Below are 18839 nucleotides of genomic sequence, written 5' to 3'. Positions count from 1 at the left end.
TCCGTCCGGTCAGGTCAGGCCGAGCAGACGGGCGGCGTTCTCCTTGAGGATCTTCGGTCGGACCTCGTCCTTGATCGGCAGCTTCGCGAAGTCGGCGAGCCAGCGGTCGGGGGTGAGCACGGGGTAGTCGGAGCCGAACAGCACCTTGTCCTTGAGCAGGGTGTTGGCGTACTGGACGAGCTGCGGCGGGAAGTACTTCGGCGACCAGCCGGAGAGGTCGATGTGCACGCCGGGCTTGTGGGTGGCGACGGCCAGCGCCTCGTCCTGCCAGGGGAAGGACGGGTGCGCGAGGATCACCTTCAGGTGCGGGAAGTCGGCGGCGACGTCGTCGACGTGCAGCGGGTTGGAGTACTTGAGCCGGATCCCGCCGCCGCCGGGGACGCCCGCGCCGATGCCGGTCTGGCCGGTGTGGAAGAGCGCGACGGTGCCGGTCTCCTCGATCAGCTCGTACAGCGGGTAGGCGAGCCGGTCGTTCGGGAAGAAGCCCTGGATGCTGGGGTGGAACTTGAAGCCCCGCACCCCGTGCTCCTCGACCAGCCGGCGGGCCTGCCGGACGCCCGCCCTGCCGCGGAACGGGTCGATCGAGGCGAACGGGATGAGCACGTCGGCGTTGGCGGCGGCGGCCTCGGCGATCTCCTCGTTGGGGACGGGCGGGCGGCCGGTGGCGTGCTCGGCGTCGACCGTGAAGACCACGGCGGCCGTCTTCCGCTCGCGGTAGTACGCGGCCATCTCCGGCAGCGTCGGCCTGCGGTGCGCCCCTTCGACCTTGAAGTAGCCGCTGGAGGCGTCGTTCAGCTCCTCGTCGAGCGAGGCGTGGCCGTGCGCGGAGACCTCGGCGTGGGTGTGGACGTCGATCGCGGTCAGTTCGGCGAGGTTCACTTGCCCTCCCCCGGGACGGCCGGGGCGGGGACGGCCGGGGTGGGAGCGGCCCCGGCGGGGACGGCCGAGGCGGGGACGCCGACGGTCTGCGGTTCGCGGCCGACGCCCGCGGCCCAGCCGGCGGCGATCGTCTCGGGGCGCCAGCCGCCGTCGGCGTAGGCCACCGCGACCTCCTGCGGGTGCGACCAGAGGGCGAGCTTGTCGCCGCCGATGCCGACGCACTGGCCGGTGACGCCCGCGGCGGCGTCGGAGGCCAGGAACGGGATCAGCGCGGCGCAGTCCTCGGCGGTGCCGAAGCCCTCGCCCTTGCGCAGGAAGTCGGGCAGCGGGGCGCCCTGCCGCATCGCCTCGACGTAGGGGGCGAAGGCCGGGATGGTCTCGGTCATCGCGGTGGCGGCGATCGGGATCACGGCGTTGACGGTGATGCCGGCCTTGGCCAGCTCCATCGCCCAGGTGCGCACCATCGCGGCGATGCCGGCCTTGGCGGCGGCGTAGTTGGTCTGGCCGAAGTTGCCGCGCTGGCCGGCCGGGGAGCCGATCATGATCAGCCGGCCGCCCTCGCCCTGCTCGCGCATCCGGACGGCGGCGGCCCGGGCGCAGGTGAAGGTGCCGCGCAGGTGGGTGGCGACGACCGCGTCGAAGTCCTCGTCGGTCATCTTCCAGAGCACCTTGTCGCGCAGGATGCCGGCGTTGGTGACCATCACGTCGAGCCGGCCGAACGCCTCGACGGCCCCGTCGACCAGGGCCTGCGCGGCCTCGGTGGTGCCGACGGCGGCGGCGACCGCGACGGCCCGGCCGCCGGCGGCCTCGATCGCGGCGGCGGCCGCCCCGGCGACCCCGGCGTCCAGGTCGTTGACCACGACGGCGGCGCCGGCGGCGGCGCCGGCGGCGGCCAGCGCGGCGGCGTAGGCCAGGCCGAGACCGCGGCCGCTGCCGGTGACCACGGCGACCTTGCCGGTCAGGTCGAGGTCGAGGGGGTGGGGGGCGTTCGGGAGGGTTTCGTTGCTCATGACCATTGAAGCTAGGAACAATCATTGTTGATGTCAATGATTGTTTTGAACATCTTCGCTCTGGCATGATGACCCCATGAGCGACGCCCCCTGGATGCACGGCCTACAGGCCGACACCGGCTACCTGCTGTACCGCCTCGGCCAGCGCACCGGCAGCGCGTTCAACGCCGCCCTGGAACAGCACGGCCTGCGCCTGCGCCACCACGCGATCCTGCGCTACCTCGGCACCGTCGACGGCGTCCGCCAACGCGAACTCGCCGACCGGCTCGGCTACGACCCCAGCGCGATCGTCTCCCTGCTCGACGACCTCCAGCGCCTCGGCCTGGCCGAGCGCCGCCCCGACCCCGCCGACCGCCGCAGCCGCCAGGTCGTCCTCACCCCCGCCGGCCACGACCTGCTGCGCACCGCCGACCACGACAGCCGCCGCGTCACCGAGGACCTGCTCGCCCCGCTCTCCCCCGACGACCGGGCCACCCTCAACGAGCTGCTGCAGCGCATCTCCGCGCTCTGACCCCGCGCACCGCCGGATCGTTCGCACGCCCGTGCGAGGATGGCGGGCACTCCACGCCCGCGCACCGCAGAGGGGCCGACCGGATGCCGCCCTACGACCTTTCCGAGCGACTCGTCATCGGCATCGCCTCCAGCGCGTTGTTCGACCTGACCGAGTCGGACGCGGTCTTCCGCGAGCACGGCGAGGAGCGCTACCGCTCCTACCAGGAGGAGCACCTCGACGACACTCTCGAGCCCGGCGTGGCCTTCCCCTTCGTCCGGCGGCTGCTCTCCCTGAACGACCTCGCCCCAGCCCCCGGCGATCCGCTGATCGAGGTCATCGTGCTGTCCCGCAACGACCCCGACACCGGGCTGCGGGTGATGCGCTCCGTCCAGGCCCACAAACTGCCGATCAGCCGGGCCGCGTTCATGCAGGGCAAGTCGCCCTACCGGTTCATGCCGGTGCTCAACATGTCCCTGTTCCTCTCGGCGAACCGGGACGACGTCCACGCGGCGGTCGACGCGGGCCTGCCCGCCGGACACGTCCTCGGCCCGCTCCCCGCAGACGCCCCGGACGACCGGGACCTGCGGATCTCCTTCGACTTCGACGGGATCCTCGCCGACGACGCCTCCGAGCAGGTCTACAGCGCCGCCGGCATCGAGGGCTTCCGCGCGCACGAGCTCGCCCACGCCGACGTCCCGCACGACGCCGGGCCGCTCAGGGACTTCCTCGCGGCCGTGGACCGGATCCAGCGCCGCGAGGAGAAGCGGCGCCGCGCGGACCCCGGCTACCGCCCGCGCGTCCACGTCTCGCTCGTCACCGCCCGCGACGCGCCCGCCCACGAGCGCGCCGTGATGAGCCTGAAGCGGTGGGGACTGCGCGCCAACGACGCGTTCTTCCTCGGCGGCATCGACAAGGGCGGGATCATGAAGGTGCTGCGGCCGCACATCTTCTTCGACGACCAGAGCTCCCACCTGGCCAGCACTTCCCGCACCACCCCCAGCGTCCACGTCCCCTTCGGCCGCCTCAACGACGAACGGCCCGGCCCGGCGAACTGACTCCCCGTCACTTCTCCTCCCCCACAATCCGATTAGTCCTCCGCCCGGCCGTGCCGGTAGCCTCCCGGGCAGGAGCGGGCGGACCGGGCAAACCGGGCAGCGGGCAGTGGAAAGCGGACGGGCGGGGAGATCATGGCGCAGCGGACCTCGGGGTACTGGCGGACGGACGGGGGCCGGACCGTGCCGGTCAGCCGCGCCGAGGCCCTGGACGCCTGGGGGGCGGCGGCCTACCCGCTGCTGGTCGGCGTCGCCTCGCGCTACCACGACGTCATCACCTACAGCGACCTCGGCGCCGCCGTGCAGCGGGAGTCCGGCGTGCAGACCAGCGTCCTGCTGCACAACTGGATCGGCCGGGTGCTCAGCCGCGTCATCCCCGCCACCCTCGACCGCGCGCACCCGCCGCTGACCGCCCTGGTGGTCCACACCGACGACGGCATGGTCGGCGAGGGCTACCGGGAAGTCCTCGAAGCCGCCGGCCTGCCCCCGGCCGCCGACGCGCACGCCCGCGAACTGCACGCCGCCGAAGCCCGCCTGGCCTGCTACCGGGTGTTCTGCCCCGACCTCCCGCCCGGCGGCGGAACCGCCGCCCTCGCCCCGCTCTACCACCAGGCCGTCCAACGCCGCCGCGCGGCCGCCACCGAACGGCCCGCCCCGGTCTGCCCGCGCTGCCGGGTCCAGCTGCCCGCCACCCGGATCTGCGACACCTGCTCCTGATCCGGCCGGTGCCAGCCGAGCAGCGCCCGCCCCGGAAGGCCCGTCAGCGGGCCCGTGCCGCACGGCGGTTGCCGGGGGCGGGGCCGCGCTGGCAGCCTGAAGCACATGATCGACCCTCCCGAGGCGCCGTCCGCCGCCGATCCGCTCGACGAGTTCACCGCGCACCGCCGCCTGCTCTTCGGCACCGCCTACCGGCTGCTCGGCAGCGTCGCCGACGCCGAGGACGTCCTGCAGGACGCCTGGATCGCGTGGTCCGCGGCCGGCCGGGCCGAACAGGTCGCCAACCCCCGCGCGTACCTGGTCCGGACGGTCACCAACCTGTCGCTCACCCGGCTCACCTCGGCCCGGGCCGTCCGCGAGTCGTACGTCGGACCCTGGCTGCCCGAACCCGTCCTGACCGAACCGGACGCCGCCGACGAGGCCGAACTCGCCGACACCGTCTCCACCGCGCTCCTCGTCGTCCTGGAAAGCCTCGGCCCGGTCGAACGGGCGGTCTTCGTGCTGCGCGAGGCGTTCGGCTTCAGCCACGCCGAGATCGCCGGCTTCCTCGACCGCACCGAGACCTCCGTCCGGCAGACCGCCCACCGCGCCCGCGCCCACGTCCAGGCCCGGCACACCCGCTTCGACACCGACCCCGAACAGCGCCGCGCCGTCACCGGCCGCTTCCTCGCCGCCTGCGACGGCGGCGACCTCAACGCCATGCTCGAACTCCTCGCCCCCGACGTCACCGCCTGGTCCGACGGCGGCGGCAAGGTCACCGCCGCCCGCCGCCCCCTGCACGGCACCGACCCCGTGGCCCGCTGGATGGTCGGCGTCCTCGCCAAGCCCGGCGTCCAGGGCATCAGCTGGCGCTCCGCCCTCATCAACGGCGAGGAGGGCGTCCTGTTCACCGCCGACGGCCACCCCATCGGCGCCCTCACCTTCGACCTCGACGGCGGCCTGATGCGCAACCTCCGCTTCCAGGTCAACCCGGACAAACTCCGCGGCCTGCGGCGGTAACCGCCCCCGTGGCGGTGGTGCGCCCCCTCGCCGCGGGGGCGCACCGCCACTACGGGAGCCGAAGGGCCAGCGCCTGCCGAACCGCCGTACGGGCCTCCTCCGGGCCGGTGCCCTCAAGCTCCCGCAGGACCTCCAGCGCCTCGGCGCCCTCGGGCCACAGCACCCCGAGGAGACGGGCGGCGGTCACCCGGACGGTCGGCGCCTCCGCCTGGTCGAGAGCTCGCGCGCACACCAGCGGATACGCGTCGTCCGGCCACCGCCAAGCCAGCGCACCCAGGACCTCGGCACGGACCTCCGCGTCGCCATCCCCCACGGCGGCACGCACCACCTCGAACACACCCGCCTCCTCCGACCTCCCCTCCGCCGAAGCCCGCAACGCCGACCCCGCAGATCGACGTCCCCCGCGATCCGGAACTGCCAGAGACCGTGGTGGATGTCCGGGGCAAGAGCAGCCGCGATGAGCGGTTTACTGGCCGGCAAGGCCGCTTCCGACGCTCTGACCGGCGTAGTGCCAGGTCAGATGCCGGGTCCGTCCACTCCAGTAAGGGTCCACGTTTCGCAGGGCGGGCAGCGCTGTCGCCAGTCTCTAAAAAAATGACCCCCGGTCGGTTTCTGAAAGTTGACCCCCCTTGCCCGCAAGAGACCTCAATACCTGGCGCGGTATGGGAGTGCGCCGGGTGTCAGTTCTTTATCTGCCGGGCTCCGGTGGTCAGTCCGGGGGTGACTAGGGCGAGCCAGCGGGCGCGGGCGGCGGGGGGCTGGTCAGTGGGCGCGGTGGAGAACAGCAGGTAGATGTCGTTGACGGTGACGTCGGGGTGGATGTCGCCGTCGGCTTGTCCGGCTTGGATGAGGCCGGCGACGGCCGAGCCGGCGCGGTCCTCGTCGGCACGGTCGCCCGGTTGCGCGCCGAGGACCTGGGCGGCGGCTTTGACGGCGCGGTCGGTGGCGGACTGTTCGACGACGCGGCCGAGGAACGCGGTGAGCTCGTCGAGGGCGCGGCCGGTGCCGTCGGCGGCGCGGGCGAGGGCGGCCTCGGCGTCTTGGGCGACGCGGGCGACGTACTCGGCGACGACGGCGGCGACCAGGTCGGTCTTGGTGGGGAAGTGCCGGTACAGGGTGCCGACGGCCACGCCCGCGGCGGCGGCTATCTCGTCCATCCCCACGTCGGGGCCGTGGGCGGTGATCTGCTCGCCGGCGGCGGTGAGGATCTTCCTGCGGTTGCGGACCGCGTCGGCGCGCGGTGCCCTGGCCTGGGTCACGGGAGGTGCCTGCCCTTCCACTTGCATCAAGGTGAACCATGGTTCAGGATAGATGGTGAACCTTAGTTCATCTTAACTGTGAGGACCCCGCCATGCCCGCCAAGACCGCCCTCGTCACCGGCGCCTCCTCCGGCATCGGCGAGGCCACCGCCCTCAAGCTGCAGGAACTTGGCTACACCGTCTACGGAGCCGCCCGCCGCACCGACCGCCTCGAACAGCTCGCCGATCGCGGCATCCGCCCGCTCGCGATGGACGTCACCGACGAGGACTCCATGCGGGCCGGCATCGAGAGGATCGTCGCCGAGACCGGCCGCATCGAGGTCCTGGCCAACATCGCCGGATACGGCTCCTACGGCGCCCTGGAGGACGTCCCCCTGGACGAGGCGCGCCACCAGTTCGAGGTCAACGTCTTCGGCGCGATCCGCCTGACCCAGCTCGTCCTGCCCCACATGCGCGCCCGGCGCTCCGGCACCGTCGTCAACGTCACCTCCATGGGCGGCAAGATCTACACGCCGCTCGGCGGCTGGTACCACGGCACCAAGTTCGCCCTCGAAGCCCTCAGCGACTGCCTGCGCCTGGAGGCCAAGCCCTTCGGCATCGACGTCGTCGTCATCGAGCCCGGCGGCATCGCCACCGAATGGGGCGCCATCGCCGCCGACAAGCTGGAGAAGTCCTCCACCGGCGGCGCCTACACCGCACAGGCCGCCGCCGTCGCCTCCTCCCTGCGCTCGGAGGCCAACGCCAAGCGCAACTCCCCGCCCTCCGTCATCGCCGACGCCATCGCCAAGGCCGTCACCGCCCGCCGCCCCAGGACCCGTTACGCCACCGGCTTCGGGGCCCGCCCCCTGATCGCCCTGCGCCGGATCCTGCCCGACCGCGCCTTCGACGCCGTGATCTCCCGCGCCGTCGGCCTGCCCCGCTGAACCACCCGGGAGGCACAGGGCTGCGACGGACCCGGTGAGGCGTTCGATCCCTCCGGCCCGTCCCGCGCTTCCCGGACTCGACCGCGCTGTCCCGACCCGTGGATCAAGCCAGAACGTGCTGAAAGTGGAGAACCGGGCGGGATCGCGCAGTGCGACCTGTGGTTCCCCGAGACGAAAGTGCAGGTCGCGCCGGGCCGGCAGCGGATCCTGCCGGTGCTGGTGATGACGCTGGACTTCTCGCGGTTCCTGACCGCGGAGATGATCCCGACCCGGCAGGGCGGCGACATCCTGTCGGGCATGTGGTCGCTGATCAGCGGTATCGGCCGGGTCACCAAGACGCTGGTCCGGGACCGGGAGGCGGCCATCGGCGGCACCGGGCGGGTTCAGGCGTCCGGGCCCAGGGCGTCCGGGCCCAGGGCGTCGAACAGGGTGTCGATCCGCAGGCGGAGTTCGGTGTCCGTCGCGCCCGTGACGACGGCTTCGACGAGGTCGTCGCCGTGGGTGGCGTTGGCGAGGTGGAGGCGGACCGACGCGGTCGAGCCCTCGATCAGGTGGGTGTCCCAGCTGCCGGGGTCGTCCTCGGCGGTGCCGTGCACGTGCGCGGTGGCGGCATCCCAGTCGGTGTCCGAGTGGTCGTGCGTGTAGGTGGCCAGCAGGTACGCGAACAGGCCGAGGTTCCGGCGCGGGATCCGGCCGCCGAGGCTGTAGTCCGGGGCCGGGGGGCTCGGGCGGAGCTCGCCGCTGACCGGGTGTTCGTCCTGGAAGAACGCGCGGAGGCTGACGGTGAGGTCGAGCCGGCGGCACGCGTCCTCGGGGTCGTAGGCGGCCGTGGGCAGTTGGGGCACCCGTTTGCGGCCCGTCGCGTCCAGGCGGTACGGCTCCTCGAACGCACGCTCCCACCGCTCGACGGCGGGCGTGAACCGCTCGGCCGCGTCGGCCGCGTCGGTGCCGAGGTAGCGGGCGATCTGCTCCCAGCTGCTGCCGCGCTCACGCTCGAAGAGGACCGCCCGGAGGAGCACCCGGTCAGCGACGTCCCGCAGGGTGGCGGCCTCGCTGACCCGGCCGCCCGGGCCGGTCTGGTCGTCGAACCGGGTGATCGCCAACTGTCCGGCGGCGGCGGCGAGGTCGGCGCTGGTGTCGCTGAGGACCAGCCGCGCCAGGGCCGCCCGGCTGAAGGCGCGGCGTTCGGCGTCGTAAGGCGTGGGCACGGGTGCGGGCGTGGACGTGGGTGCGGGCTCCGTCAAACCGGCTGCTCCTGTCGGTGGTTCGGTGGCCCGGTGGTCGGACCCGCCGGACAGTGTGGTGCGCCGGTCCCGCGAACTCCACCGGTTTTCCGTCGCGGGCCGGCGTGCGGCCGACTCCGCGTACGCTGGCGCGCATGAGTGTCACGGGGTGGTGGGCCGTCACGCGGGTGCCCGGCGCCGGGGCGCCCCGGCGGCGCGTGCGGCACGTGCGGCGCGGGACGGTGGCGGCGGCGGCCGGGGTCACGGGCGCGGCCGCCCTGGCCTGGGGCGAGTGGTTGAACCGGCGCTGGTCCCGCACGCTCGTGGGGACGGGCGGCGACGGCGGGGGCGTGCGCACGGCCGTGGTGGTCCTCGGGTACCGGAACCCCGGGGCGACGGCGAACCCGGTCAACCGGTGGCGGGTCCGCGCCGGGATCCGCTCCGTCCCCGCCGACGGCGCGCCCGGGACCCGGCTGATCCTCAGCGGCGGCCCGACCGGTCACGGCACCACCGAGGCCCGGCTGATGGCCGACTACGCGACGTCGGTGCTCGGCTTCGACGGCGCCGTTCTCCTGGAGGAGCGGAGCACGAACACCTGGGAGAACATCACCCACGTGATCCCCCTGCTGGAGGACGCCGACCGCATCAAGCTCGTCTCCCAACCGGCCCACGCCCTCAAGGCCCGCGCCTACCTGCGACGCCAACGCCCCGACCTCGCCCGGCGACTGGTGCGCGCGGACGACTACCGCCCCGGCGAATGGACGCTCGTCAAACCGCTGCTGGCCCTGCACGGACTCCGGGCGCTGCGCGGCCTCGCCCCCGCCGAGCGGAAGGCCCGGCGGCGGTAGGAGCGGCGACGTGAGGACGTTGCCGACGGAGGATCAGTTCGACTGCGGGCAAGCCGAGTTGCCGAAAGCCGACTCCGCCGACTCCGCCGGTCCCCTGCCGCTCCTCCGCCGCCGGGCGCCGGAGTTGTCGGCGCCGCCGCGTACGCTGCCGCGCATGAGTGTCACGGGGTGGTGGGTCGTCATGCCGGTGCCCGGCGCGGTCGTCGTCGACGTGGGGGCGGTGGTCGGGCCGCTGGTGGCGGCGCAGGCCCGGGAGGGCGGGGCCGGGTTCGAGCGCTGGCGGCGCGGGGAGCTCGATCTGCGGGAGGCGGAGGCGCAGTACGGGCTGGCCGCGCCGGACCTGCTGGACGACCACCTCGACCTGCTGTACGAGGTGTGGGGCGCCCACGAGAAGTCGGGGCCGTTCCTGGCGGCGGCCTGCCGCAAGGGCTGTCCGGCGGCGGGGTTGGCGCACGCCGTGGGGGCGGAGCGGTTCGGGGCGCTGCCGGGCTGGTTCGGGAACTTCGCGCTGGGGCCGGAGCGGGTGCGGGAGGCGTTCCCGGCCGTCGAGGCCGCGTTCTCGCTCGGCACCGGGGAGCGGGCGGCGGCCGAACGGCGGCTGTACGAGGCGCTGGAGGAGGTCCGGCCGGAGGACGCGGACGCCCTGCTGGACGGGCTGGTGCCGGTCTGGCGGCGGGCCCGCGATGCCGGGTGGGGGCTGCTCGGGGCCCAGGCGACACCGTCCTGACCGGACGCCCGCCCGGAGGAGGGGGCAGCCCGTCCGCGCCCCGGCCCCGTCCGCGTCCCGGCCCCGGCGGCGCCCCGCGCCGTCAGGCGCCGTCAGGCGCCCGCGCCCAGCCGCATCGCGGCCTCGGCGGCGGCGGGCCCCCAGCGGTCGGCGCCGGTCGCCAGTCTGCCGCGCAGGCCGCGGAGTTCGTGGCGGACGAGGGCGGGGAAGCCGGGGAGCGGGGTGCGGTCGGGGGTGAGGAGGGGGGCGAGGGCGGCGAGGGCGGTGTGCGGGTCGTCGGCGCAGAGGTGGCAGTCGGCGATCCGGACGGTGAGCATGGCGCGGGCGGCGGGGAGTTGGCCGTCGCCGAGGAGTTCGAGGGCGGCGGTGGCGGCGGTGAGGGCGCGCCGGGCGAGGCGGGGGTCGGCGGTGGCGGCGGCGAGGTCGCGCAGGGCGGCGGAGGAGCCGGATTCGACGCGCAGCCGGAGGGCGGCGGGGGCGAGCCAGGGGACGTGTTCCTCGGCGGCGACGGTGCCGGGGCGGTCGAGGTGTTGGCGGGCGCGGCCGATGTGCCGGACGGTGGCGCGGATGTCGCCGGCGAGGGCGGTGGCGCGGGCTTCGCCGAGGTCGGCGAGGGCGTCGGACCAGTGGCGTCCGGGGGCGGCGCGGCGGATCTCGCGGGCGTAGTCGCCGGCGGAGGCGGGGTCGTCGTCGAGCAGGCCGAGGACGGCCATGTCGCTGAGGGCGGCGGCCTGGGTGGTGGGGTCGTCGGCGAGGGCGGCCCAGCCGAGGGCGCGGTCGAAGCAGGCCATCGCGGTGGCGGGGCGGCCGCCGTGCAGGCGGAGGCTGCCGGCGGCGTGGGCGTGTTCGGCGGCGAGGCGGGCGAGGACGCGGCGGTGCCGGGCGGGGGCGTCGGCGAGCCGGGTGACGACGGCGCGCAGCGTGCCCTCGATCACGCCGCCGGGTCCGCGTTCGCCCACTGCCCTTTCGGCGCTGTGGAGTTGGGCGCCGAGGACGGCGGCGAGGGCGTGCACGGTGTCGGTGTCGAGGGGGGCGGCGGGGTCGGCGCAGAACGCGGCGTGCAGGGCGACGGCGGTGGCGGGGGGCGGGGGCTGGCAGCCGGTGGCGCCGTGCAGCGGGCACTGGACGTCGTGGTCGGGGAGGCTGGCGGGGACGGGGGCGGCGGGGGTGGCGGCGGGGACGGGTCCGGTGCCGGGGGGCAGCGGGGGGCGGAGCAGGTGCGGGGGCAGGGCGGGGCGGCCGCCTTCGGCGCTCTCGGCGCGGGCGTGGCTGCGGGTGAGTTCGCCGCCGGTGCCGAGGAGTTCGTCGATCTGCCGGACCAGTCGGGGGGTGGCGCGGCGGGCGCCGTGTTCGAGGCGGCTGACGGCGGTGTGGTCGTAGCCGACGGCGGCGCCGAGTTGGGCCTGGGTCCAGCCGGCGTGGCGGCGCCAGTGGCGCAGCAGGGCGCCGAATTCCTGTCGGGTCCCGCCGTCCGGCAGTTCGACCGGGTTGGGTGCTCCCAGCATCCGCCGTCACCTCCCCCGGTGCCGTTCCGTTCCGTCGTGCTCCTGTGAGCAGACGGTACCCGGCGGGACCGGCCCCGTACATGGTGTGGTCTGTACCTCTTCTTTGCCATCGCCCTTGCCGGAGCCCTTGCCTCCGCCCGTCGCGGGCCCGTTCCGGGCCCTTTCCGGGCGCCGCGCACCCTTGCTGACGGGCCGCCAAATGCCTTCTAGATCAATGTCTTTGACGGAATTTGCCATCCCGCTCCGGAGATTGTCAGGTTCGTTGACCGGGCCATGTCGGCGGTGTGAGGGTTCCGGGCACCCCCACACCCGAGGAGCTGAGGAGCTCTGATGAAACGCAGATTGCTGACCGCCGGCACCACCCTGGCCGTGCTGGGCGGCATGCTCGGTGGTTTCGCCGGACAGGCGAACGCCGCGCCCCTGCCCGCACCGCCGGCCCCCACCCCCCTGGCGGCCGCCGTCTCGGCAGCGGACCTGGCGGCTTCGGCCGGCCTGGACTCGCTGGCCAAGGGCCCGGACGAGAGCTACGAGCGCCGGAACGTCACCCAGTTCCTGAACGGCCTGTACTCGGTCTCGTACGAGCGCAGTTACAAGGGCCTGCCGGTGGTCGGCGGCGACGCGGTGGTGCTCGCCGACGGCCAGGGCAAGGTCCGCGGCGTGCAGAACGCCGCGACCGGGCCGGTCGGCGTGCCGACCAAGGCGAAGGTGAGCGCGGCGGCGGCCGAGAAGGCGGCGCGCGCGCGGTTGGCGAAGGTGGACTCCGCGGAGGCGCCGCGGCTGGTGGTCCGGGTCAAGGACGGCACCTCCCGGCTGGCCTGGGAGTCGGTGCTGACCGGCACGACCGAGAACCGGCCCAGCCACCTGCACGTGTTCGTGGACGCGGTCACCGGCGAGGTGGCGGACAGCTACGACGACGTCAAGGCCGGCACCATCAACAGCAAGTGGAACGGCCCGGCGGGCCTGACCATCAACACCAGCGGCTCGGCGGGCTCGTACTCGCTGCGCGACGCGACCCGTCCGGGCCTGCAGTGCTCGGACTACTCGACCGGTCAGGTCTTCAGCAAGTCCACCGACTCCTGGGGCACCGGCGCGGCCACCTCCAAGGAGACCGGCTGTGCCGACGCGATGTTCGCGGCGCAGAAGGAGTGGGACATGCTCCGCGACTGGCTGGGTCGCAACGGGCACAACGGCAACGGCGGCAGCTGGCCGGTCAAGGTCGGCCTGAACGACGTCAACGCGTACTGGGACGGTTCGACCATCTCGATCGGCCACAGCCAGGCCAACGAGTGGATCGCCTCGATCGACGTGGTGGGCCACGAGTTCGGCCACGGCCTCGACCAGTTCACCCCGGGCGGCGCCAACAACGAGGCGGGCCTGGGCGAGGCGACCGGCGACATCATGGGCGCGCTGACCGAGGCGTACGCCAACGAGCCGTCGCCGTACGACAGCCCGGACTACACCGTCGGCGAGATGATCAACCTGGTCGGCAGCGGTCCGATCCGGGTGATGTACAACCCGTCGCAGGTCTCCGGCAACCCGAACTGCTACTCCTCCTCGATCCCCAACACCGAGGAGCACGCGGCGGCCGGCCCGCTGAACCACTGGTTCTACCTGCTGGCCGAGGGCTCCAACCCGGGCGGCGGCAAGCCGACCAGCCCGACCTGCAACTCCTCGTCCGTCACCGGCATCGGCATCCGCGACGCGGGCCGGGTCTTCTACGGCGGCATGCTGCTCAAGACCAGCGGCATGACCTACAAGAAGTACCGGACCGCGACCCTGACCGCGGCCAAGAACCTCGACGCGAGCTGCACCTTCTTCAACCGCACCAAGGCGGCGTGGGACGCGGTCAGCGTTCCGGCCCAGGCCGGCGACCCGACCTGCACCTCGTCTCCGACCAGTGACTACTCGCTGGCGCTGAACCCGTCCTCGGGCAGCGTCCAGGCGGGCAGCTCCACCAGCGCGACGGTCTCCACCGCCGTCACCGCGGGCTCGGCGGCGAACGTCTCGCTGACCGTCACCGGCGCCCCGTCCGGCACCACCGCGACGGTCTCGCCGTCCTCCGTGCAGTCCGGCGGCTCCGCGACGCTGAACGTCAACGTCGGCGCCAACACCGCGGCGGGCACCTACACCCTGACGGTGACCGGCACCGGTCCGGCCACCCACACCGCGCAGTACCAGCTGACCGTGACCGGCGGCGGGGGCAACCCCGGCGGCTCGGCCCCGGACATCAACGTCGCCAACGTGCAGGCGCACCTGAGCCAGCTGTACACCATCGCCCAGCAGAACGGCGGCAACCGCCGGGCGGGCACCGCCGGCTACACCCAGTCGCTGGCGTACGTGAAGGGCAAGCTGCAGGCGGCGGGCTACACCGTCACCGAGCAGACCTGCACCTCCTGCACCTACACCTCCAACAACCTGATCGCCGACTGGCCGGGCGGCCCGTCCGACCAGGTCACCATGTTCGGCGCGCACCTGGACTCGGTCTCGGCCGGTCCGGGCATCAACGACAACGGCTCCGGCTCGGCCACCCTGCTGGAGAACGCGCTCGTCCTGGCGCAGCAGAACCCGACCATGACCCGGCACGTCCGGTTCGCCTGGTGGGCCGGTGAGGAGCAGGGCCTGCAGGGCTCGCAGTACTACGTGGGCCAGCTCTCCTCGACCCAGCGCTCGGCGATCAAGGGCTACTACAACTTCGACATGGTCGGCTCCCCCAACGCCGGCTACTTCATCAACAACGTCAACTCGGCCACCGCGGCGCCGCTCAAGGCGTACTGGGACTCGCTGAACCTCCAGCCGGAGGAGAACGTCGAGGGCCAGGGCCGTTCCGACGACTACTCCTTCCAGCAGGGCGGCATCCCGACCTCGGGCTACGCGGCGGGCGCCAGCGCCACCAAGTCCTCCTCGCAGGCCGCCAAGTGGGGCGGCAACGCGGGCGCGTCGTACGACTCCTGCTACCACTCCGCGTGCGACACCACGTCCAACATCAACGCGACGGTGCTCAACCGGAACGCGGACGGCGTGGCGTACGCGATCTGGAAGACCTCGGTCGGCGGCACCACCGTTCCGACCGACGACTTCACCCTCGCGGTGAACCCGTCCACCGGCACCGTCCAGGCGGGCTCCGCGGCCAGCGCCACCGTCTCCACCGGCACCAGCTCCGGCAACGCGCAGAGCGTCTCGCTCTCCGCGAGCGGCGCCCCGTCCGGCACCAGCGTCTCGTTCAGCCCGTCCTCCGTCACCAGCGGCGGCAGCTCGACCCTGACGGTCTCCACCTCCTCCTCCACCCCCGCCGGCACCTACACCCTCACCATCACCGGTGCGGGCACCGCCGCCACCCACACCACCAGCTACACCCTGGTGGTCAACGGCGGCGGCACCGGCGGCGGCACCTGGGCGGCCGGCGTGGCCTACAACGCGGGCGACGTCGTCACCTACAACGGTGTCAGCTACAAGTGCCTGCAGGCCCACACCTCGCAGAGCACCTGGACCCCGGACGTCGTCCCGGCCCTGTGGCAGCGCCTGTGAGCCACCGGGAACCGCTCCCGAGCACCACTACCCGCACCATCTGAGCAGGACCTGAGCACCACCTGAGCAGGACCTGAGCAGGACCTGAGCAGGACCGACAACTGCAGGAACCAGTACGACGGGTGTGCCGCGACCGGTTGGGGGACGGGTCGCGGCACACGCGCGTTCCCGCCCGTCCCCCGCCACCGGCGGCGGCCTTACGCCGGACACACGTACGGTGCACGTACGATGTGCGCCGTCCTGATCGTCCGTCACCCCCAGCCGCCACCCGCCACCCGGGGGCGGCCCGACCGCCCCGGGCGGGAGCCGCCGTGACCACCACCGCCACCGACCCCGTGCTGGAGTCGGAGCCGCCGCCCCCGCCCGGCGGCCCCGGCAGCGCCCCGGACAGCGCCCCGGGCGGGCCCGCCCGCCGGGTGCTGCGCCGGGTGCTCGGCCCCTCCCGCGCCCGGACGTTCGTCGGCTGCGTGGCCTCGGCGCTGCTGCTCTCGCTGCTGATCAAGACCTTCCTGGTGCAGGTCTTCGTCATCCCGTCCGGCTCGATGATGGGCACCCTGCAGAAGGGCGACCGGGTGGCCGTCGACAAGTTCAGCCCCTGGCTGGGCGAGCGGCCCGAGCGCGGCGAGGTCGTCGTCTTCCGCGACCCGAACAACTGGCTGACCGAGCCCGCCTCCTCCGGCAACGCCCTGCAGAGCCTGCTCAGCCACCTCGGGCTGATGCCCGCCGCCGACGAGAAGGACCTGATCAAGCGGGTGATCGGGGTCGGCGGGGACACCGTCGAGTGCAACGCGGGCCAGCCCCTCAAGGTCAACGGCACCGCCCTCGACGAGCCCTACCTCTACCCCGGCGCCACCCCCTGCGACGACAACCCGGTCGGCACGGTCAAGGTGCCGGCCGGCTTCGTCTGGGTGATGGGCGACCACCGCAACGACTCCCGTGACTCCCGCTACCAGCAGCTCCACAACCCGGCGGGCGGCTTCGTCCCCGTCGACGACGTGATCGGCCGCGCCCGCGTCCTGGTCTGGCCCGCCGGCCGCTGGACCACCCTCCCGATCCCCGACACCTTCCGCCGCGTGCACTGAACCGCCCCGCAACACCGGAGAGAGAGGACGGAACCGATGGACCAGGAGGCGCGGCACGCCGCCGCCCGGGCACTCACCGCACTCGCCCGGAGCCACGACTACCGCGACCGCGCCGACGCCGGCCACGGCCTGGCGGCGTTCGCCGAACTCCCGGACGCCGCCGAGACCCTGCGGGCGCTCGTCCTCGACCCCGACGACACCTTCGTCACCCTGCGGACCACCGCCGCGCTGCTCCGGCGCGGGGACGGCACCGGGGTCGCGGTGGTCGCCGCCGCGCTGCCGGACGCCGACTGGAGCCACCAGGAGTGGATCCACGCCGGGGCCACCGACGCCCTCGGACTCTTCGCCGACGACCTGAACGCGGCGGTCCGGCACTGCGCGGAGCTCCCGCCGGACGCCGACGGCCGGACCACCCGCGGGGCCGCCCTGCTGCGCGAGCTGCTGGGCGAGATCGAACACGTCCTCGGCCCCGCGCACGACACCCCCTGGAACGCCCCCTGGAACACCCCCGCCGCACCGCCGGGTTGAGTACCCGGGCTCAAGCCCCGCCGTGCCGCCCCCGGCACCATGGACGGAGCCGAACCCGGCCGCCCACCCCGCCCACCCCGCACCGCCGCTAGGAACGCCCCGTGCTCAGTGCCGTCGCCCGCGCCGTCGTCCCGCTCCTCGGACGGTTCACCTTCTCCGCCGACGAGGACGCGGTGCTCGCGCCCGGCAGCATCGTCGCGGCCAACCACTCCTCGCTGATCGACCCGGGCCTGGTGCTCGCCGCCGTCAGCCGGCTCGGCGTCGAACCGGTGGTGCTGGCCACCGCCGGGCTGTGGCGGATCCCCTTGCTGGGCGGCGCGCTGGCCCGCGAGGGGCACGTCCCGGTACACCGGGGCACCGCCCGGGCCGCGCGGGCCCTGGACGACGCGGCCGCCGCGCTGGCCGCCGGCCGGGTCGTCGTCATCTACCCCGAGGGCCGGCTCCCCCGCCGGGTGGACGCTGCCGACACCCCGCCGGGACCGTTCCGCTCCGGCCTCGCCCGGCTCGCCGCCGACGGCGCCCCGGTCGTCCCGCTCGGCCAGGCCGGCGCCCGCCGGATCAGCTCCGGCTCCACCGCCAAGCAGGTCGCCGGCGTCCTCACCGCGCCGCTGCGCCGCCCCCGCGTCCACGTCCACCTCGGCGCCCCGCTGCGCCTCGACGGCGACGACGTCCCGACCGCCACCGCCCGCGCCCGCACCGCCGTGACGGACGCCTGGCGCACCGCCGCCGACCGCCTGGCGGCCGCCCAGCGGGGCTGACCCCGCCGCCGGCGCCCCACCCCCTACCCCAGCCGCTCCAGCCGCTCCAGCCACTCGTGCCCGGGGTGGGCCCGGCGCAGCCAGGCGGCCAGTGCCGCGCGGCGGTCCGGGCCCAGCCGGGGCAGCACCCGTTCGAAGTCCGCCCGGTCCTTGTCCCGGACGGCCTTGGCCTTGAACAGCAGGGCGAGTTCGGGGCGCAGGTGGGGGATGCCGTCGGCGGTCCGCTCGATCACCTCGGGGTAGGGCAGCCGCAGGCTCTCGTCGCGCCGGCAGATCCACCGGCCGTCCTCGTGCGGCTCGCGGAACACGTCGAACCGGTACTGCCCGTTCGCCGGGTCCCGCGCCCAGGTCTGCCGGGTCGCGGCCAGCGCGGCCGGTCCGGCGGCCGGCCAGGTCCGCCCCCAGCCGACCGCGTCGAACTCCAACTCGGGGAAGCGCGAACGCAGTTCCGCGAACTCCCCGGCGGGGACGGCGATCTCCAGGTCGTCGTGCGGCCGCGACTGCCCGCCGAGGAACAGGTCGAGCGCCCAGCCCGCGGCCACGTACCAGGGCGCGGCGATCCCCTCCAGCCGCCGCGCCACCCGCTCGGGCCGCCAGGCCGCGGCCCAGCGCGCGTCCACCTCGGCCACGTCGATCCGCACCCCGCCGGGCGGCGGGCCTTCCTCGCTCCCCATCCCCCGAACCTACCGTCCGCCCGCGCCCCGCTATCCCCGCGATAACCCCTCCGTCCGCCGCCCGCCCGTGCGAGGATCGGCCGCCATGGAGATCCTCGACAGCGGCGCGTTCCGCCCCGGGCCGGACGGCTCGGCCCACTACGCCGAACACCTGAGCGTGCCCGCCCTGAGCTTCGGCACCTACTCGCTCCCGGCGGGCTCCACCGACGACCAGTCACCCCACCTCCAGGACGAGGTCTACGTGGTCACCCGCGGGCGGGCCCGCTTCACCTCCGCCGACCGCACCGTCGACGTCGGCCCCGGCACCACCCTGTTCGTCCCGGCCCGCGAACGCCACCGCTTCCACGACATCACCGAGGACGTCACCGCCCTGGTCTTCTTCGCCCCGGCCTACGGCGGCGTCCCCGCCCCGGCGGAGCTGGACTGACCGGGGCGCGGCAGGAAGCGCGGGTCGGGTGAGCCGCCGTAGCCGTCGGCGACCTGGCGGGGGTCGAGGGCGTGGGCGGTGGGCACGGTCGGGGGCCTTCCTTCGGTGGTGCGGGGGTTGTCGTCCGGTGGGCTTATCGTGCGGGCCGACCCGCTGTTCCCCCGGCCTCGCGCGTTGCGGCGCCGTGGGCCGTCCGACGCCTTGGAGCCG

20 protein-coding genes and 1 pseudogene are annotated in these 18839 nt (G+C 74.3%); 13 read left to right on the top strand and 8 right to left on the bottom strand.

The window, feature by feature from the left end; genetic code table 11:
- Positions 1–9: 9 nt before the first annotated feature.
- Together KSE_RS37015 and KSE_RS37010 are read right to left on the bottom strand one after the other, a co-directional pair.
- The gene (locus KSE_RS37015; protein ID WP_014140529.1) at positions 10–879 is read right to left on the bottom strand and encodes a 4-hydroxyphenyl-beta-ketoacyl-CoA hydrolase; all 870 of its coding nucleotides are present in this window, start codon (positions 877–879) and stop codon (positions 10–12) included.
- Complete coding sequence (locus KSE_RS37010) at positions 876–1895, bottom strand: SDR family oxidoreductase (RefSeq protein ID WP_014140528.1); 1020 nt, start codon at positions 1893–1895, stop codon at positions 876–878. Before KSE_RS37010 ends, KSE_RS37015 begins: the two co-directional genes overlap by 4 nt.
- Positions 1896–1965: 70 nt before the next feature.
- On the opposite strand from KSE_RS37010, the gene KSE_RS37005 reads away from it, so the two are divergent.
- The 4 genes from KSE_RS37005 to sigJ all read left to right on the top strand — a co-directional run bounded on the left by KSE_RS37005 (position 1966) and on the right by sigJ (position 5150).
- On the top strand, positions 1966–2400 hold the full coding sequence (locus KSE_RS37005; protein WP_014140527.1) for a MarR family winged helix-turn-helix transcriptional regulator: 435 nt from the start codon (positions 1966–1968) through the stop codon (positions 2398–2400).
- 83 nt (positions 2401–2483) lie between these two features.
- Positions 2484–3437: a 5'-nucleotidase gene (locus KSE_RS37000; RefSeq protein ID WP_014140526.1), complete on the top strand. Its 954-nt coding sequence runs from the start codon at positions 2484–2486 to the stop codon at positions 3435–3437.
- A gap of 132 nt (positions 3438–3569) precedes the next feature.
- Positions 3570–4151: a hypothetical protein gene (locus KSE_RS36995; RefSeq protein WP_014140525.1), complete on the top strand. Its 582-nt coding sequence runs from the start codon at positions 3570–3572 to the stop codon at positions 4149–4151.
- A 105-nt stretch (positions 4152–4256) separates the two neighbouring features.
- A complete protein-coding gene (gene sigJ / locus KSE_RS36990) occupies positions 4257–5150 on the top strand; it encodes an RNA polymerase sigma factor SigJ (protein ID WP_014140524.1) in 894 nt (297 codons plus the stop codon).
- A gap of 49 nt (positions 5151–5199) precedes the next feature.
- Here sigJ and KSE_RS36985 read toward each other — a convergent pair whose 3' ends face one another.
- On the bottom strand, positions 5200–5487 hold the full coding sequence (locus tag KSE_RS36985) for a HEAT repeat domain-containing protein (RefSeq protein WP_014140523.1): 288 nt from the start codon (positions 5485–5487) through the stop codon (positions 5200–5202).
- 343 nt (positions 5488–5830) lie between these two features.
- A complete protein-coding gene (locus KSE_RS36980) occupies positions 5831–6409 on the bottom strand; it encodes a TetR family transcriptional regulator (RefSeq protein ID WP_014140522.1) in 579 nt (192 codons plus the stop codon).
- A 92-nt stretch (positions 6410–6501) separates the two neighbouring features.
- Between KSE_RS36980 and KSE_RS36975 the strand changes: the two genes are divergently transcribed.
- On the top strand, positions 6502–7332 hold the full coding sequence (locus KSE_RS36975) for an oxidoreductase (RefSeq protein WP_014140521.1): 831 nt from the start codon (positions 6502–6504) through the stop codon (positions 7330–7332).
- 129 nt (positions 7333–7461) lie between these two features.
- Positions 7462–7755 (top strand): annotated as a pseudogene (locus tag KSE_RS40630) (hypothetical protein); the annotation flags it as partial.
- Here KSE_RS40630 and KSE_RS36970 read toward each other — a convergent pair.
- Positions 7716–8540: a hypothetical protein gene (locus tag KSE_RS36970; RefSeq protein WP_014140520.1), complete on the bottom strand. Its 825-nt coding sequence runs from the start codon at positions 8538–8540 to the stop codon at positions 7716–7718. The pseudogene KSE_RS40630 and the gene KSE_RS36970 sit on opposite strands and share 40 nt — an antisense overlap.
- Positions 8541–8782: 242 nt before the next feature.
- Here KSE_RS36970 and KSE_RS36965 point away from each other — a divergent pair, with 242 nt between their 5' ends.
- Entirely contained in the window at positions 8783–9403 is a 621-nt protein-coding gene (locus KSE_RS36965) for a YdcF family protein (protein WP_033259516.1), read from the top strand.
- 154 nt (positions 9404–9557) lie between these two features.
- Positions 9558–10130: a hypothetical protein gene (locus tag KSE_RS36960; RefSeq protein WP_014140518.1), complete on the top strand. Its 573-nt coding sequence runs from the start codon at positions 9558–9560 to the stop codon at positions 10128–10130.
- A gap of 92 nt (positions 10131–10222) precedes the next feature.
- Here KSE_RS36960 and KSE_RS46115 read toward each other — a convergent pair whose 3' ends face one another.
- Positions 10223–11635 (bottom strand): helix-turn-helix domain-containing protein, encoded by a 1413-nt coding sequence (locus KSE_RS46115; RefSeq protein ID WP_014140517.1) that lies wholly within the window; start codon positions 11633–11635, stop codon positions 10223–10225.
- A 330-nt stretch (positions 11636–11965) separates the two neighbouring features.
- Here KSE_RS46115 and KSE_RS36950 point away from each other — a divergent pair, with 330 nt between their 5' ends.
- The 4 genes from KSE_RS36950 to KSE_RS36935 all read left to right on the top strand — a co-directional run bounded on the left by KSE_RS36950 (position 11966) and on the right by KSE_RS36935 (position 17528).
- Positions 11966–15160: a M28 family peptidase gene (locus tag KSE_RS36950; RefSeq protein WP_033259986.1), complete on the top strand. Its 3195-nt coding sequence runs from the start codon at positions 11966–11968 to the stop codon at positions 15158–15160.
- Between the two features lie 311 nt (positions 15161–15471).
- Positions 15472–16242 carry a signal peptidase I gene (lepB, locus tag KSE_RS36945; protein WP_014140515.1) on the top strand — a complete coding sequence of 257 codons (771 nt, stop codon included), beginning with the start codon at positions 15472–15474 and terminating at the stop codon, positions 16240–16242.
- Positions 16243–16278: 36 nt separating this feature from the next.
- A complete protein-coding gene (locus KSE_RS39165; RefSeq protein WP_014140514.1) occupies positions 16279–16770 on the top strand; it encodes a hypothetical protein in 492 nt (163 codons plus the stop codon).
- Positions 16771–16871: 101 nt separating this feature from the next.
- Entirely contained in the window at positions 16872–17528 is a 657-nt protein-coding gene (locus KSE_RS36935) for a lysophospholipid acyltransferase family protein (RefSeq protein ID WP_014140513.1), read from the top strand.
- Between the two features lie 23 nt (positions 17529–17551).
- On the opposite strand, the gene KSE_RS36930 is transcribed toward KSE_RS36935, so the two are convergent.
- Entirely contained in the window at positions 17552–18202 is a 651-nt protein-coding gene (locus tag KSE_RS36930; protein WP_014140512.1) for a nucleotidyltransferase domain-containing protein, read from the bottom strand.
- A gap of 85 nt (positions 18203–18287) precedes the next feature.
- Here KSE_RS36930 and KSE_RS36925 point away from each other — a divergent pair, with 85 nt between their 5' ends.
- Positions 18288–18629 (top strand): cupin domain-containing protein, encoded by a 342-nt coding sequence (locus tag KSE_RS36925; protein WP_014140511.1) that lies wholly within the window; start codon positions 18288–18290, stop codon positions 18627–18629.
- Here KSE_RS36925 and KSE_RS46110 read toward each other — a convergent pair.
- Complete coding sequence (locus tag KSE_RS46110; protein ID WP_255519028.1) at positions 18593–18715, bottom strand: hypothetical protein; 123 nt, start codon at positions 18713–18715, stop codon at positions 18593–18595. The genes KSE_RS36925 and KSE_RS46110 overlap by 37 nt on opposite strands.
- Positions 18716–18839: the final 124 nt, after the last annotated feature.

Source organism: Kitasatospora setae KM-6054 (assembly GCF_000269985.1).
Taxonomy (GTDB): domain Bacteria; phylum Actinomycetota; class Actinomycetes; order Streptomycetales; family Streptomycetaceae; genus Kitasatospora; species Kitasatospora setae.
This window is presented reverse-complemented; position numbering and strand designations above follow the sequence as displayed.